Source organism: Allobrachymonas denitrificans DSM 15123 (assembly GCF_900110225.1).
Classification (GTDB): Bacteria; Pseudomonadota; Gammaproteobacteria; order Burkholderiales; family Burkholderiaceae_C; genus Brachymonas; species Brachymonas denitrificans.
Genome location: NZ_FOCW01000006.1, coordinates 15213 through 30859 on the forward strand (window position 1 = coordinate 15213; position 15647 = coordinate 30859).

The following is a 15647-nucleotide window of genomic DNA, read 5'->3' on the forward strand; positions in this document are numbered from 1 at the left end:
TTTTTCGGGCGACTGTTTCCGTCACAGGCCACCGCTATGATTTTCGTTTTGTAAAAACGGAGACAAACGGATGGACTCACTCAAGCAGTTCTTTGATGTGGTCGGTGGCTGGGTCTGGGGCGTTCCCATGCTCACCCTGCTGGTCGGCACCGGGGTGTATCTTTCCCTGCGACTGCGCTTCCTGCAATTCTCGATGCTGGTGTTTGCGCTGAAGCAGGCCTTCACCCCCCACGGCAAGAAGGAAGACGGTAGCGACCACGACGGGGATGTATCGCATTTCGGCGCACTGATGACGGCGCTGTCGGCCACCATCGGTACCGGCAACATCGCCGGCGTGGCCACGGCCGTGGTCGCGGGCGGCCCGGGTGCCGTGTTCTGGATGTGGGTCACGGCCATCTTCGGCATGGCCACCAAGTACGCCGAGGGCGTGCTGGCCGTCAAGTACCGCACCACCAACAGCCGCGGCGAAAAGTCCGGCGGCCCCATGTACTACATCGAGCGCGGCCTGAACATGAAGTGGATGGCGCTGCTGTTCGCCCTGTTCGGCACGCTGGCTTCCTTCGGTATCGGCAGCTCGGTGCAGTCCAACTCGGTGGCGCAGTCCATCCAGGCCAGCTTCCAGATCGACTCCTGGATGACCGGCGTGGTGCTGACCGTGTTCACGGCCCTGGTGATTCTGGGTGGCATCAAGAGCATCTCGCGCGTGTCTTCCGCCATCGTGCCGGTGATGGCCATCGGCTACGTGCTGGGTGGTCTGGTGGTGATCTTCAGCAACCTGTCGCTGGTCGGCCCGGTGCTGGAACTGATCTTCACCGACGCCTTCACCGGCCAGGCTGTGGCAGGCGGTGCGCTCGGTACCGTGATCCGCTACGGCGTGGCTCGCGGCGTATTCTCCAACGAGGCGGGCATGGGCTCGGCGCCGATCGCCGCCGCTGCCGCCAAGACCGACCACCCGGTGCGTCAGGGCCTGGTGTCCATGACCGGCACCTTCCTCGACACCATCGTGGTCTGCAGCATCACCGGCATCGTGCTGGTGATGGGGGGCCTCTACACCAATGGCGAAACCGGCGCGGCGCTGACCACGCACACCTTCGAGCAGTTGCTGCCCGGCATGGGTGGCTGGATCGTGACCTTTGGTCTGGTGTTCTTTGCCTACTCGACCATTCTGGGCTGGTGCTACTACGGCGAGAAGTGTGCCTCCTACCTGTTGGGCGACGGCTTTGTGCTGATCTACCGGCTGCTGTACGTGGCGTCTGTGTTCCTGGGCACCGTGGTGAGCCTGGATCTGGTCTGGGCCGCATCCGACGTGTTCAACGGCCTGATGGCGATTCCGAACCTGATTGCGCTGCTGCTGCTGACCGGCGTGGTCGTGGCCGAGACGCGCGACTTTGCGGAGAAGCGCCGCAGCGGGCATTTGTACTGAGAAACTGGCCCGGTGCGAGCCGGGCTGCAGCCTGTACTGAGCAGGGCGGCAGGGTGTTGCGACATCCTCTGCTCCAGCCCGTCAGGCTGTGAGGCGCCACAAGACAAGCGCGGCCAGGCTTGCTGAAGCATCCGCCACAAAAAAGGGCATGTACCGCCTTCGCGGACATGCCCTTTTGCTTGCGCTTTTGAAACTTATTCCTGCAGCGTTAGCAGCACATCCAGCGCATTGCGGATGGTCTCCAGCATGCTCTGGGGATGATCTTCCAGCTGCGGGCGCATGGCTTCCAGTGCGCCGGGGCCCTGCGTCTTGAGGGCGGCGATGGCGGCTGCGGCTTCGCGCGGGTTGTCGTAGCCCTTGCTCTGCAGCAGCAGATCGCCGTTGGCGGCGGTCATCTTGAAGTAGAAGCGGCCATCCTTCTCGCGGTACTGCTTGAAGACGGGCGGGGCCGAAGCCTTGTCTGCGGCCTTGTCGGCGGACGCGGCCGTGGCATCCTGCATCGCCGCCAGACTGCGCAGGCCCACGGCCGCACGCAGTTCACGCGTGTAGGGAGCCGCCTCGGCACGCGCCTTCTCGGCACCGGCCAGCAGGATACGCTCCACTTCGGCCGGGTTGGCAATCAGCTCGGCATAGCGCTCGCGCATGGGCGCAATCTCGCGGTCGATGCGCTCGAACAGCACCTGCTTGGCTTCGCCCCAGGCGATGCCATCGGCAAAGGCCTGCGCGAATGCCGTGGTTTCCTCAGGCGTGGCAAAGGCCTGGTAGATCTGGAACAGGGCCGAACCTTCGGTCTCCTTGGGTTCGCCAGGCGCGCGCGAATCGGTCACGATGGACAGGATGCGCTTCTTCATCTCGGCCTGCGGCACGAACAACGGGATGGTGTTGTCGTAGCTCTTGCTCATCTTGCGGCCGTCCAGACCGGGCAGCAGGGCCACCTGCTCGTCCACCTCGGCTTCGGGCAGCACCAGCAGATCCTTGCCGTAGAGGTGGTTGAAGCTGCTGGCCATGTCGCGCGCCATCTCGATGTGCTGGATCTGGTCGCGGCCCACCGGCACCTTGTTGGCCTTGAACATCAGGATGTCGGCGGCCATCAGCACCGGGTACATGAACAGGCCGGCGGTCACGCCATCATCCGGCTCCTGGCCGGACTCGGTGTTCTTGTCGACCGAGGCCTTGTAGGCATGGGCGCGGTTGAGCAGGCCCTTGCCGGTGACGCAGGTCAGCATCCAGGTCAGCTCGGGAATCTCGGGGATATCGCTCTGGCGGTAGAAGGTGACACGCTCGGGGTCCAGGCCCGAAGCCAGCCAGGTGGCGGCGATTTCCAGCGTGGAGCGCTGGATGCGGACCGGGTCATCGCACTTGATCAGCGAGTGGTAGTCGGCCAGAAAGTAGTAGCTCTTCACGTCCGGGCGCAGGCTGGATTGCACGGCCGGGCGCACGGCGCCGACATAGTTGCCCAGGTGGGGCGTGCCGGTGGTGGTGATGCCGGTGAGGAAGCGGGTAACAGGAGTGGAGGTCATGTCGGATGGCAGCAGATGGGCCGCCAGAGCGGCGGCAAGCGTTCTATTATCCGTGATCGCTGGCAGGGCTGCTGTCGGGCGCTGCAAGGGGGTGGGCAACCGCCTCAGGCGTCCGGCCGGCTCCACATCCAGAAGGCAATGACGGTGCAGGTGACGGCCATCAGGGCTGCCAGCCACCAGTGATGGGTGCTGGAGAGCGTGATGGCAACCCCGACAGAGGACACCGCCATGCCCAGCGTCCCCAGCCACTTGCCGGTGCGCGGAATGGCACCGCGCTCTTCCCAGGCGCGCAGGATGGGCCCGGTGTGTTTGTGTTCCAGCAGCATGCGGTGCAGCCGTGGCGAGGCCTTGGCCCAGCAGGCGGCGGCCAGCAGCACAAAGGGCGCGGTCGGCATCACCGGCAGGAAAATGCCGATGACCCCCAGCGCCAGCGAAATGGCGCCGATCACCCAGAGCAGCAGGCGGACCGTGTGCTGGAGCATGGAGGACTTATTTCAGGCGCGTGATCAGGCTGGAGGTGTCCCAGCGCTTGCCGCCGGCCTGCTGCACGTCGGCGTAGAACTGGTCCACCAGCGCCGTCACCGGCAGGCGGGCGCCGTTGCGGCGCGCCTCGTCCAGCACCAGGCCCAGATCCTTGCGCATCCAGTCCACGGCAAAGCCGAAGTCGAACTTGCCTTCCACCATGGTCTTGCCGCGGTTTTCCATCTGCCAGCTCTGCGCGGCGCCCTTGCTGATGGCATCCAGCACGGCAGGCATGTCGAGGCCGGCTTTCTGGCCGAAGGCGATGGCCTCGCTCAGGCCCTGCACCAGCCCGGCGATGCAGATCTGGTTCACCATCTTGGCCAGCTGGCCGGCTCCGACTTCGCCCATGCGGCTGCAGGCCTTGGCAAAGGCGGCGATCACCGGCTGGGCACGCTCGAAGGTGGCCGCATCGGCGCCGCACATCACGGTGAGCATGCCGTTCTGGGCGCCGGCCTGGCCGCCGGAGACCGGCGCGTCCATGAAATGCAGGCCTTTGGCTGCCGCGGCGGCGTGCAGTTCGCGCGCCACTTCGGCCGAAGCCGTGGTGTGGTCCACGAACACGCTGCCCGGCTGCATGCCGGCAAAGGCGCCATCCGGGCCCCGCACCACGCTGCGCAGGTCGTCGTCGTTGCCGACGCAGCAGAACACGATGTCGACGCCGATGGCGGCCTCGCGCGGCGTGGCTGCAGCCTTGCCGCCGCATTCCTTCACCCAGTCGGCGGCCTTGGCGGCGGTGCGGTTGTAGACCGTCACGTCATGGCCGGCGCGCGCCAGATGGCCGGCCATCGGATAGCCCATCACCCCCAGGCCAAGAAAGGCCACGCTGTGCGGCTGGCTCGGGGCATAGGTCTTGTCGGCGATCTGGGACATGAAAAACTCCTGGGCAGGTGCGAAAAAAGGGAACGGCACATGGTAACGCAGCCGTGCCCCGCAGTGCTGCAGGCAGGGATGGTTTCCTGATGGAATGCAGGACGTTCACTGCAGCGACCTGTGCCGTGCGCCGCAGAAAGTGGGTAACATTCTCATCCATGGGATGTGCCCGGTTCGGCAACATCCTGCAAAGCTCTCCAAGAAGTGTGAATGGTGTCTGCCCGGTTCAGCCGGCGGCGCCTGCGGTGCGAAAGGCCCGCCTGTCCATGCCCGATTCCGATTCCCTCCCTTCCATTGCTGCCGCGCTGGCTCAGGTGCGGCAGCGCATTGCCGATGCCGAACAGGCAGCCGGCCGCGCGCCCGGCTCGGTGCGCCTGCTGGCCGTGTCCAAGACCTTTCCCGCCGAAGCCGTGAGCGAAGCCGCCGCCGCCGGCCAGATCGCCTTTGGCGAGAACTATGTGCAGGAGGCCGTTGCCAAGATCGAGGCGCTGCAGTCCCTGGGGCTGGAGTGGCATTGCATCGGCCCGCTGCAAAGCCGCAAGTCCGGCCAGGTGGCCACGCATTTCGACTGGCTGCAGTCGCTGGATCGGCTGGACATCGCCCAGCGCCTGAGCCGCCAGCGCCCAGCTGACAAGGCGCCGCTGCAGATCTGCCTGCAGGTCAACATGGATGGCGGAGCAACCAAGTCGGGGCTGGCGCCGGAGCAGGCGCTGGAGTTTGCCCGTGCCGTGCGCGACCTGCCCGGCCTGCAGTTGCGCGGGCTGATGAGCATTCCCGAACCCTATGGCGATCCTCAGCAGACGCTGCAGGTGCACCGGCAGACGAAGGCGCTGTTCGATGAACTGGGCGCCAGCCTGGCCTTGCCGCAGTGGGATACCCTGTCCATGGGCATGAGCGGCGATCTGGAACTGGCGATTGCCACCGGCAGCACCATGGTGCGCGCGGGGACGGCGATTTTCGGGCAGCGCAGCTATCCGGCCTGATCGGCACTGGCATTCACGCTTGACTCCCGATCAGACGGGCTGCTTGCCGAGCCTGCGCCACTGCTGCAGCCCGTCCACGGCCAGCACACCCAGCGCCAGCCAGATCGGCACATAGGTCCAGGCTGCGCCGGGTGCCATGCGTTCGCCCAGCAGCAGCGACACGCCGAACAGCAGCGCCGGTTCCAGATAGCCGAGCAGCCCGAACAGCCCCAGCGGCAGGCGTCGGCTGGCGGCCAGATAGCAGGCCAGCGCCGTGGCACTCAGTACCCCCAGCAAGGGCAGCAGGCCCCACAGGCGCGGCTGCTGCGCCAGTTGCGTGCTGATGGGCTCGCTTGCCAGCAGCCACAGCGCAGCCGGCACCAGCAGCAGCGTCTCCGCCCACAGGCTGGGCAGGGCCTCCACCTGCAGCCGTCGCCGCAGCATGAAGTAGGGTGGGTAGCCCAGCGCCACCAGCGCCGCTGCCCACGACAGGCTGCCGCCCTGCCAGATCGCATGCCCAACGCCCAGGGCTGCCAGCAGCACCGCCAGCTGCTGCCAGCGGTTCAGGCGTTCGCCATAGACGACACGCCCGGCCAGCACCATCACCAGAGGCAGCAGGAAATAGCCCAGCGACACCTCCAGCGCCCGGCCATGCAGCGGCGCCCACATGAACAGCGCCATCTGCGCGCCGATCAGATGTGCGCTCACCAGCAGGCCCAGCGCCAGCATCGGCTCTCTGCGCACCCGCCGCCACAGCGCCAGCAGGGCGGCGCCACTGCCAAGTGCCAGCACCCACGCGGTGAGCGCCGGCAGCCCCAGCACGATGCGCCAGCCGAAAATCGGCATGCCATCGAGTGGCTGCAGCAGCACCGCGTAGTAATACAGCACGGCAAACAACACCGAAGCCGTGGCAGAGAGCACAATTCCTTGCAACATGGCGGGCAGTGTACGGGCATTCCTCAAAGCGTTCCGCAAACCCGTTTACCATGGATGCCTGATGCAGGCTCCGCACTGGCGGAGCCGTGTCTTCAGCACAAGCCGCGCGGCCGCACCGTGCCCGTGCGCACAGAACAACCCCCCGACGAAAGAGACAAGCCATGCCCGGACTGCTGCCCCATATCGACCCCGAAGGACTGCTGGAATATTCGGTGGTCTACACCGACCACGCCGTCAACCACATGTCCAGGCAATTCGTCGGCGCCATGCAGGACATCCTCTCCACCCTGCAGGAAGTCTATGGCGCCCACACCTCTGCCATCGTCCCCGGCAGCGGTACCTACGGCATGGAGGCGGTGGCTCGCCAGTTCGCGCAGAAGCAGAAGGTGCTCGTGGTGCGCAACGGCTTCTTCAGCTACCGCTGGAGCCAGATCTTCGACATGGGCCAGATCACCGAAGCCGTGACCGTGTGCGAAGCGCGCCCCGCCAGCGACGATGCGCAAGCCCCCTGGGCGCCGTGCCCGATCGAGGAGGTGGTCGCCACCATCCGTGAACAGAAGCCCGCGCTGGTGTTTGCGCCGCATGTGGAAACCGCCAGCGGCATCATCCTGCCGGACGACTACCTGCGCCAGCTGGCCGACGCCGTGCACGAAGTGGGCGGCCTGTTCGTGCTGGACTGCATCGCCTCCGGCGCCATGTGGGTGAACATGCCCGCTGTGGGCGTGGATGTGCTGATCAGCGCCCCGCAAAAGGGCTGGAGCAGCACCCCCTGCTGCGCCATGGTCTGCCTGAGCGAACGTGCCCGTACCGCCATCGAGAGCACCACCAGCAACAGCTTTGCCTGCGACCTGAAGAAGTGGGTGGGGCTGGCCGAAGGCTATGTGAAGGGGCAACACGCCTACCACGCCACCATGCCCACCGACGGCCTGCTGCGCCTGCGCGAGGCCATGCAGCAGACGCGTGCCGATGGTTTCGAGGTCACGCGCGAGCGCCAGATCGCCCTGGGCACGCAGATGCGCGCCATGCTGGAAGCGCGCGGTTTCCCGAGCGTGGCGGCCGAAGGCTTCAAGGCGCCTGGCGTGGTGGTGAGCTACACCATCGATCCGGGCATGCAGAACGGCAGCAAGTTCGTGGCAGCCGGCGTGCAGGCCGCCAGCGGCGTGCCGCTGATGTGCGGCGAGCCGCAGGGCTTCAGCACCTTCCGCCTGGGCCTGTTCGGTCTGGAGAAATGGCGCAATGTGGAGCGCACGGTGCAGCTGATGGACGAGGCCCTCACCCGCATGGGCGTGTGACTCTCGCCCGGACAGCAAAAAGGCAGCCGGTCTTGCGACGGGCTGCCTGTGGAGACGGCCGCTCAGCGGCCGTTTTTCATGGAGTCAGTGTGCGGGATGCTCAGGCACGCAGGCCGTGCGATACCCAGCTGCACTCCATGACACCGCTTTCGGGGTTGCACACCCAGACGGCGCGCATGGCACGCAGACGATGCGGGCGACCGTGCAGATACTCTTCGCGCTCCGGAGCGGCAGCGGCGTGCAGGTCGGCATAGGGAAGGGATGCGTAAGCTAAGTTCATGTCTCACCTCCTGATGAACTGGAGCGGGCCAGCTGCGGTGAGAAAGAGCTTCAATCACCGGCGCGTGGGCCGCGAGGTTGATGAGAATGACAACTGGCGTTGTCGGAAGACATTGAATACTCCTGATGGATTCAATTGACGATGCCAATTAATGGCAGTTCCAATGATAACACAAAATAAATAAATTGTTATTACATTTCGCACTAATGTGAAGGGTTAATGCCAGCGCAGGCCATCGGGGAGCTGCGCCGGCAGGTGTCAGGCTCGGCGATTCACGCCATGGAATGCAGTCCGATCATGTTGCCCTCGGTATCGGTCACGAGCGCCGCATGACCGTAGGGGCCGATCGAGAACTTGGGCCGGAAGACGGAGCCGCCGGCGCCGACCACCCGGCCTTGCTCCACGGCACAGTCCTCGCACGAAAAATAGACCATGGTGCCGCCGGGGCCGGAGGGCACGCCGTCCATCTTCACCAAGGTGCCGGCTGCACCGGGGGCGCCGGCGCATTCCATCTCCGAGGGAAAGGCCAGCATCTGCATGCCACCGGCCTCGCCGTCAGGCGCGCCCAGCGCTTCCAGCCGACAGTCGAACACGGTTTCGTAGAAGGCGCGGGCACGGTCCATGTCCTGCACATAGATCTCGAACCAGACAACGGGATTGGCTTGCATGGGGGGTCTCCTTGTGATGTGGGGCTTCAGGCCCGGGAAAGCACGTGACGGGTGAAGTTGTCGAGGATGCTCTGCCAGCCGGTGCGTTGCTGCTCGAGCGTGTGGCTGTCCTCGACCTCGAAGGTTTCGCGCACCAGCGTACCGTCGGTTTGTGGCAGGAATTCGACGCTGACCTTGCGGCCATCGTCCAGCTCCGAGTCGATGCGGCGCTGGGGTTCCACCTGCGTGAAACGGCCCTTGTAGTCGAAGCCCGCGCTGCCGTCGCGCGCCTCCATGCGGTAGCAGAAGGTGCCGCCGGCGCGCAGGTCCAGCACCGCCAGCGGCGTGTGCCAGCTGTCCAGCGCGGCGTTCCACTGCTGGATGTCGGCCGGCGTGGTCCAGGCGGACCATACGCGGTCGATGGGCGCCGCGACGAAGGTTTCCACGGTCAGGGTATCCATGGCCTGGGTGCTCACTCGTGGTACACGTTGACCATCCACGGCGTGCCGAAGCGGTCCGTCACCATGCCGAAGCCGGGCGACCAGAAGGTCTGCTCGAAGGGCATGGTCACGCGGCCGCCTTCGGCCAGTGCGTTGAACAGGCGCTGGCCCTCTTCCACGGTGTCGGCCTTGACGGACACCCACAGGCCTTGCGCCGGCACGAACAGGTTGGCTGGCGCATCGGATCCCATCAGGCCGAAGCTGCCCACTTGCAGGTGGATGTGCATGATGCCGTTGCGGAATTCCTCCGGAATGTCTTCGGTGCCAGGAGATTCGGCAAAGGTGCTGCGGTGCAGGATTTCGCCGCCGAACAGTTGGTGGTAGAAGGCAAAGGCTTCGTCGCAGTTGCCGTTGAAGTTGAGGTAGGGGGTGAATTGCATGAGTGTCTCCATGGGAAGGCAGGCGACGGCCAGCCGGAAAGGTGCGCGCGGCTCAGCCTGCCGAGGCAGCGCGTTCGAGGCTGGCGATGTCCATCTTCTGCATGGCGAACATGGCGCGGGTGACCCGGCGGACGACCTCGGCATCAGGGTCGGCCAGCAGTTCGGTGAGGCGTACCGGCACCACCTGCCATGGCAGGCCGAAGCGGTCCTTGAGCCAGCCGCATTCCATGGCCGCAGCAGGGTTGCCTTCGCTCAGGTGATGCCAGTAGTGGTCGACCTCGTCCTGCGTCTCACACAGGACCTGCAGCGACAGCGCTTCATTGAAGCGGAACACCGGTCCGCCATTGAGCGCCACGAAGGGCTGCCCGGCCAAGGTGAAGGCGACGGTCAGCACACTGCCGACGGGCTTGCCATGGTGTTCCTGGCCCACGTCGGTATAGCGCGTGATGGTGCCGATCGCGGAGTCCGGGAAAATGCCGGTGTAGAAACGCGCGGCGTCTTCGGCCTGATCGTCGAACCAAAGGCAGGGCTGGATGATGGCGAGTCGTGCCATGGCAGCGTCCTCAATGATTCACCAGCACGCCGAAACCGCCGAAGATCATGCGTTTCGTGTCGAAGGGCATGTGTGCGGGATCCTTGTCCATCTCGGGATCCTCCATGACAGCCTGCATGCCGCGATCACGCAACTCGCGCGTAGGCCAGACGATCCAGGCAAACACCACGGTTTCGCTGTCCTTCAGATGGACCGCCTGCGGAAACGAGGTGTGCTTGCCGGGTTTGACGTCGTCGGCCCAGCATTCGACCACCTCCACCGCGCCGTGGCGCATGAAAATGCGCGCCGCCTTGTCGGCGATGGCCCGGTAGGCCTCTTTCTCGCTGGTTTTCACGGGCACGACAAACCCGTCCACGTAATTGCCTTGCTGCATGGCGACCTCCTGAGAGTGAGTCGGCCCAAGGGGATGGGTGGCAGGGCATGCATGCATTGCCTGAAGTGCCATTGTGGAAGGCAGCCGGGGCCGGTCTTGTCAGACAACAGGCCGTCCGGGGCTATGTGCTGCGGTGCAGGGGCTAAACGGGATTGCGGCTGCGGGCGGTTTGGTAGCGTCCAGCGGTACGGGAGACTAGAACCGCTCCAGTTCCGGGAACGGCAGCCGCCCGCCGCGCACCAGCATGCGGCCATACTCGGCGCAGCGCTGCAGTGTCGGAATCACCTTGCCGGGATTGAGCAGGCCGTGCGGATCGAAGGCATGCTTGACGGCAAACATCTGGGCATTCTCTTCCGGCGAGAACTGCACACACATGCTGTTGAGCTTCTCCACGCCCACGCCATGCTCGCCCGTCACCGTGCCGCCCATGGCGACGCTGGTTTCCATGATGTCGGCACCGAACAGCTCGGCGCGGTGCAGCTGGTCCGGGTCGTTCGCATCGAACAGGATCAGCGGGTGCAGGTTGCCGTCACCCGCGTGAAACACGTTGCAGCAGCGCAGGCCATACTTGTGCTCCATCTCGCCAATCGCCAGCAGGATGTCGGCCAGGCGCTTGCGCGGGATGGTGCTGTCCATGCACATGTAGTCCGGGCTGATGCGCCCGCTGGCCGGAAAGGCATTCTTGCGCCCGCTCCAGAAGCGCAGGCGCTCGGCCTCGTCCTGGCTGACGGTAATGGCGGTGGCACCAGCCGCGCGCAGCACCTCGCTCATGCGGCCGATTTCCTCTTCCACCTCCTCCGGCGTGCCATCGCTTTCGCACAGCAGGATGGCGGCGGCATCCAGGTCGTAGCCAGCATGGACAAAGTCCTCCACGGCGGCAGTCATGGGCTTGTCCATCATTTCCAGCCCGGCCGGGATGATGCCGGCGGCGATCACGTTGGCCACGGCTTCGCCGGCCTGTCGCACATCGGCAAAGCTGGCCATGATGCAGCGCGCCAGCTGCGGCTTGGGAATCAGCTTGACGGTGACGTCCATCACCACCGCCAGCATGCCTTCGCTGCCGATGGCCAGGCTGAGCAGGTCATAGCCCGGAGCATCTAGCGCCTCGCTGCCCAGGGTGATGGGCTCGCCCTCGATGGTGTAGCCGCGCACGCGCAGCACGTTGTGCACGGTGAGGCCGTACTTGAGGCAGTGCACGCCGCCGGCATTCTCGGAGACATTGCCGCCGATGGTGCAGGCGATCTGGCTGCTCGGATCGGGCGCGTAATACAGGCCGTAGGGCGCCGCCGCCTCGCTGATGGCCAGGTTGCGCACGCCGGCCTGCACCAGTGCCGTGCGGCTGTGCGGATCGACCTGGAGGATGCGGTTGAAGCGCGCCAGCGAGAGCGTCACGCCATGGCGGTGCGGCAGGGCGCCGCCGGAGAGGCCGGTACCGGCGCCACGCGCCACCACCGGCACGCGCAGACGGTGGCAGGTGCGCAGCACATGCTGTACCTGCTCTTCCGTTTCCGGCAGCGCCACGCACAGCGGGCGCTGGCGGTAGGCGGTCAGGCCGTCGCATTCGTAGGGGGTGGTGTCTTCCTCATGCCAGAGCAGGGCGTGCGCGGGCATGCCCTGTTGCAGGGCGGCGATCAGCTCGGCCTTGGGCACGGCGGGAGCGTCGTTCTGTAGGGGAGAGGCGGCAGCGTCAGGCATGACGCCACTGTAAAAGAAAACGCCCCGCAGAGGGGCGTTGCGGCCGCGTGAAATCGCTTCAGCGCTGCCGTGAGGATTTGCCGTGCTGAATCAGGCCGTGGTTAGCACGCGCTGCGGCGTTGCGGCTTCAGCCACCGACACGTCCTGCTGCAGGCTTTCCTGCAGCCAGCGCGCGAAGGTGCTGCATTCCCAGCGATCCATGTTGCCGGTGCGCCAGCACAGGTAGTGCGCATGCGGGCTCGGGATGCTGCGTTCGAACAGGCGCACCAGCGAGCCGTTGGCCAGCCAGGGCTGGGCCAGTTGCAGGCGCACCAGCGCCACACCCAGACCCTGGGCGGCGGCATCGCAGGCCAGGCCGACGTCGTTGAAGGAGGAGCCGTCCATGGGCTCGGGCCAGTCAAGATCGTGCGCGGCAAACCAGGTGCGCCATGGCTCCAGCGGGCTGCGCAGCAGCTTGGCGTTCTGCAGGTCCTGAACCGAGCGGAAGGGGCCGAACTCCTCGATGCAGGCGGGCGAGGCCAGCGGGGAAATGATGTCCTTCATGATGCAGACCGATTCCAGATCTGCATAGCGGCCGGCGCCGTAGCGGATGGTCAGGTCAGCATCTTCGGCCACCACGTCGAGCAGAGGAATGTTCACGTGCAGCGACAGGTCGATCTCGGGGTAGGCCGAGGTGAACTGGCGCAGGCGCGGCATCAGGATGCTGCGCGCGAAGGTGGGGGTGACGGCCACGCGCAGCTTGCGGCGCGACAGGGCCGGATTGCGGCCGGGGAAGCGCTCCAGCATGGCCAGCGCCTCGCGCACGTGCGAGAGGTATTCGCTGCCCTCGGTGGTGAGGGAGAAATCGGAGCGGCCAAAGAGTCGCATGCCCACCAGCTGTTCGAGCTGCTTGATGCGGTGGCTGACCGCGCTGGGCGTGACGCAGAGTTCTTCGGCGGTGTGGGTGACGCTACGGAGCCGGGCCAGGGCTTCGAAGGTGAGAAGGCATTGGATAGGCGGAATGCGCATGGCCATGGAGGGTATCCCTGTCTGCAATCTGCGGCGCGCTGACTCTTGTGGAGCAGCCTGCGCCTGCTTTTTTTATCGGAAGATGACGGTACGGTGGCCGTCGAGAAGGACGCGGTGTTCGCTGTGCCACTTTACGGCACGGGCAAGCACCTGGCTCTCGGTGTCTTTCCCGATAGCCGTGAGGTCGTCGACCGTCTTGCTGTGGTCGACGCGGGCCACATCCTGCTCGATGATGGGACCTTCGTCCAGATCGGCAGTGACGTAGTGCGCGGTGGCGCCGATCAGCTTCACGCCGCGATCGTGCGCCTGGTAGTACGGTTTGGCGCCCTTGAAGCTGGGCAGGAAACTGTGGTGGATGTTGATGGCGCGGCCGGCCAGCTTGCCGCACAGATCGTTGGAGAGGATCTGCATGTAGCGGGCCAGCACCACCAGTTCGGCGCCTTCGGATTCGATGATCTCGAGCTGGCGCGCCTCGGCCTGGGCCTTGTTGTCCTTGGTGACCGGAATGTGGTGGAAGGGCACGTTGTAGCTGGCGGCGAGCTGGTAGAAGTCGCGGTGGTTGCTGATGATGGCGCGCACGTCGATGGCCAGCAGGCCGCTGCGCCAGCGGAACAGCAGGTCGTTCAGGCAATGGCCTTCCTTGCTCACCAGGATGACGGTGGGCATGGGCAGGGCGCGCGGATACAGGCGGGCCTGCATCTGGTAGGGCTTGGCGAACTCGGCCAGCGCCGCGCGCAGCTGCGCGAAATCGGACTCGGGGCAGGTGAAGCCCACGCGCATGAAGAACAGGCCGGTGCCGGTGTCGTTGTACTGCGCGGCTTCGTTGATGTTGCCGCCGTGTTCCATCAGGAAGCCGGACACGGCGTGGACAAGCCCCATGCGGTCGGGGCAGGAAAGCGTCAGGATGTAGGGATGGCTCATCGTGAGGGGCGTGCCGCAAGCCGGTACAGTTGTGCTGTGGAACGGGCGGCAGGCATCAGGGTAGGGATCGACGGTAGGTCAGGAGGTCGCCGGGCCGGGCATTCGATGCCACAATGGTCGCACTGTCCGGCGCTGCCGGCAGCTCTGGCTACAAGCCACCTATTGTAGTAGCGGCACTCCGTATACCTTGCCGGAATGTGGGTAATGTAATACGGTTTGTGTACGCTGCACCACGGAATGATGTGACAAAGGAGACGAGATGGACGCCCCCTTGCCCGCAGACAAGCCCCAGCACCCCTATGCCCGCGCCGGCACCGTGCACCAGTGGCTGCCCTTCACCCCCAACCGCGATTTCCAGCGCCAGCCACGCGTGGTGGTGCAGGCCAGCGGCATGCACTTCACCACCAGCAATGGCCGCAGCGTTCTCGATGGTGTCTCCAGCCTCTGGTGCGTCAACGCCGGTCACCGCTGCGCCCCCATCAATGCGGCCATCCGCGACCAGCTCGAAATGCTGGACTATTCCACAGCCTTCTCCATGACCAATGACCGCGCGGTGCAGGCCGCCGGCATGATCGCCGCGCTGGCGCCGGACGACCTGAACAAGGTGCTGTTCTGCAACTCGGGTAGCGAAGCGGCAGACACCTCGCTCAAGCTGGCGCTGGCCTACCACCGCGCGCGCGGCGAGGGCCACCGCTGCGTGTTCATCGGCCGCGAGCGCGGCTACCACGGCGTGAACTTCGGCGGCATGAGCGTGGGCGGTATCCCCGGCAACCGCAAGGCCTATGGCGCCGCCATGCTGCCGCGCGTGGACCACATGCGCTTCATCCACGATCCGGCGCATGCCTTCATCCAGGGCGAACTGCCGCAGTGGAGAGAAGACCCGCTGCTCGATCTGGAACAGCGCATCCTGCCGCTGCACGATCCGTCCAACGTGGCGGCCATCATCGTCGAACCGGTGGCGGGCAGTGCCGGCTGGTACGTGCCGCCGCAGGGCTATCTGCAGCGCCTGCGCGAGATCTGCGACAAGCACGGCATCCTGCTGATCTTCGACGAGGTGATCACCGGGTTCGGCCGCCTGGGCACCGCGTTTGCCGCGCAGTATTTCGGCGTGACGCCCGACATGCTGAACTTTGCCAAGGGCGTGACCAACGGCACCATCCCCATGGGCGGTGTGGTGTGCTCGGACCGCATCTACGACACGCTGATGCAGGTGGACCAGCCCGCGCACGCCATCGAGTTCTTCCACGGCTACACCTATTCCGGTCATCCGGTGGCATCGGCAGCCGCCGTGGCCACGCTGCAGCACTATGTGGAAGCGGACCTGTTCGCACGCGCTGCCCGCATGGCGCCGGTGCTGGGCGATGCCATGCACAGCCAGTTGCGCAATCTGCCCCATGTGACCGGCATCCGGACGCTGGGCATGGCGGGCGCGGTGGAACTGCAGGGCATTGCCGGCAGTCCGGGCAAGCGCGCCTACGAAATCTTCCTGCGCTGCTACGAAAACGGTGTGCTGGTGCGCAATGCGGGGGATGTGCTGGTGTTTGCGCCGGCGTTCATCGCCGAGGAAACGCATATTGCGCAGATGGTCGACACCCTGGGCGAGGCGATCCGCGCCCTGGCCTGAGGCAAGTTGCGGCTCTCGACAGGCGGGGGCCTTCCTTGCATCAGGGGAGGGGTCGCCGCTCGCGCTGGTGGCTGCGTGGCGGTTGGTACGCCTGGCGGCTTCGGCGGGCGTTCATCCGGGCAGCAAAAAGCCCTCCGCAGA

17 protein-coding genes are annotated in these 15647 nt (G+C 65.7%); 4 read left to right on the plus strand and 13 right to left on the minus strand.

Annotation, left to right across the window (positions count from 1 at the left end; all coding sequences use genetic code 11):
• Window positions 1-70 precede the first annotated feature (70 nt).
• Window positions 71-1423, plus strand: a complete 1353-nt coding sequence (locus tag BMW28_RS09820; RefSeq protein WP_091817280.1) for an alanine/glycine:cation symporter family protein — start codon at window positions 71-73, stop codon at window positions 1421-1423.
• Between the two features lie 194 nt (window positions 1424-1617).
• Here BMW28_RS09820 and BMW28_RS09825 read toward each other — a convergent pair whose 3' ends face one another.
• From BMW28_RS09825 to BMW28_RS09835, 3 genes are all read right to left on the minus strand, one after another.
• Complete coding sequence (locus BMW28_RS09825; protein WP_091817283.1) at window positions 1618-2943, minus strand: tryptophan--tRNA ligase; 1326 nt, start codon at window positions 2941-2943, stop codon at window positions 1618-1620.
• Window positions 2944-3047: 104 nt separating this feature from the next.
• Window positions 3048-3425, minus strand: a complete 378-nt coding sequence (locus BMW28_RS09830; protein WP_091817285.1) for a YbaN family protein — start codon at window positions 3423-3425, stop codon at window positions 3048-3050.
• Between the two features lie 7 nt (window positions 3426-3432).
• Window positions 3433-4335: an NAD(P)-dependent oxidoreductase gene (locus BMW28_RS09835; RefSeq protein WP_091817288.1), complete on the minus strand. Its 903-nt coding sequence runs from the start codon at window positions 4333-4335 to the stop codon at window positions 3433-3435.
• Window positions 4336-4601: 266 nt separating this feature from the next.
• On the opposite strand from BMW28_RS09835, the gene BMW28_RS09840 reads away from it, so the two are divergent.
• On the plus strand, window positions 4602-5318 hold the full coding sequence (locus BMW28_RS09840; protein ID WP_091817290.1) for a YggS family pyridoxal phosphate-dependent enzyme: 717 nt from the start codon (window positions 4602-4604) through the stop codon (window positions 5316-5318).
• Window positions 5319-5348: 30 nt separating this feature from the next.
• Here the strand turns inward: BMW28_RS09840 and rarD are convergent, their stop codons facing one another.
• Window positions 5349-6233, minus strand: a complete 885-nt coding sequence (gene rarD / locus BMW28_RS09845; RefSeq protein WP_091817293.1) for an EamA family transporter RarD — start codon at window positions 6231-6233, stop codon at window positions 5349-5351.
• Window positions 6234-6394: 161 nt separating this feature from the next.
• On the opposite strand from rarD, the gene BMW28_RS09850 reads away from it, so the two are divergent.
• On the plus strand, window positions 6395-7525 hold the full coding sequence (locus BMW28_RS09850; protein ID WP_091817296.1) for an aminotransferase class V-fold PLP-dependent enzyme: 1131 nt from the start codon (window positions 6395-6397) through the stop codon (window positions 7523-7525).
• A gap of 100 nt (window positions 7526-7625) precedes the next feature.
• Here the strand turns inward: BMW28_RS09850 and BMW28_RS09855 are convergent, their stop codons facing one another.
• The 9 genes from BMW28_RS09855 to purU form a co-directional block, all read right to left on the minus strand.
• A complete protein-coding gene (locus BMW28_RS09855; RefSeq protein ID WP_091817298.1) occupies window positions 7626-7805 on the minus strand; it encodes a hypothetical protein in 180 nt (59 codons plus the stop codon).
• A 272-nt stretch (window positions 7806-8077) separates the two neighbouring features.
• A complete protein-coding gene (locus BMW28_RS09860) occupies window positions 8078-8473 on the minus strand; it encodes a VOC family protein (protein WP_091817301.1) in 396 nt (131 codons plus the stop codon).
• Window positions 8474-8499: 26 nt separating this feature from the next.
• The gene (locus BMW28_RS09865; RefSeq protein ID WP_091817492.1) at window positions 8500-8913 is read right to left on the minus strand and encodes an SRPBCC domain-containing protein; all 414 of its coding nucleotides are present in this window, start codon (window positions 8911-8913) and stop codon (window positions 8500-8502) included.
• Window positions 8914-8924: 11 nt separating this feature from the next.
• Window positions 8925-9332 (minus strand): VOC family protein, encoded by a 408-nt coding sequence (locus tag BMW28_RS09870; RefSeq protein ID WP_091817495.1) that lies wholly within the window; start codon window positions 9330-9332, stop codon window positions 8925-8927.
• A 52-nt stretch (window positions 9333-9384) separates the two neighbouring features.
• Complete coding sequence (locus tag BMW28_RS09875; protein WP_091817303.1) at window positions 9385-9885, minus strand: VOC family protein; 501 nt, start codon at window positions 9883-9885, stop codon at window positions 9385-9387.
• Between the two features lie 10 nt (window positions 9886-9895).
• Window positions 9896-10258 carry a DUF1428 domain-containing protein gene (locus BMW28_RS09880; protein WP_091817306.1) on the minus strand — a complete coding sequence of 121 codons (363 nt, stop codon included), beginning with the start codon at window positions 10256-10258 and terminating at the stop codon, window positions 9896-9898.
• 195 nt (window positions 10259-10453) lie between these two features.
• The gene (locus tag BMW28_RS09885) at window positions 10454-11953 is read right to left on the minus strand and encodes an FAD-linked oxidase C-terminal domain-containing protein (RefSeq protein WP_091817309.1); all 1500 of its coding nucleotides are present in this window, start codon (window positions 11951-11953) and stop codon (window positions 10454-10456) included.
• Window positions 11954-12043: 90 nt separating this feature from the next.
• Complete coding sequence (locus BMW28_RS09890; protein WP_091817312.1) at window positions 12044-12967, minus strand: LysR substrate-binding domain-containing protein; 924 nt, start codon at window positions 12965-12967, stop codon at window positions 12044-12046.
• A gap of 66 nt (window positions 12968-13033) precedes the next feature.
• Entirely contained in the window at window positions 13034-13882 is an 849-nt protein-coding gene (gene purU, locus BMW28_RS09895) for a formyltetrahydrofolate deformylase (RefSeq protein ID WP_091817315.1), read from the minus strand.
• 259 nt (window positions 13883-14141) lie between these two features.
• Here purU and BMW28_RS09900 point away from each other — a divergent pair, with 259 nt between their 5' ends.
• The gene (locus BMW28_RS09900) at window positions 14142-15506 is read left to right on the plus strand and encodes an omega-aminotransferase AptA (protein ID WP_091817318.1); all 1365 of its coding nucleotides are present in this window, start codon (window positions 14142-14144) and stop codon (window positions 15504-15506) included.
• The last annotated feature ends 141 nt before the right edge of the window (window positions 15507-15647 follow it).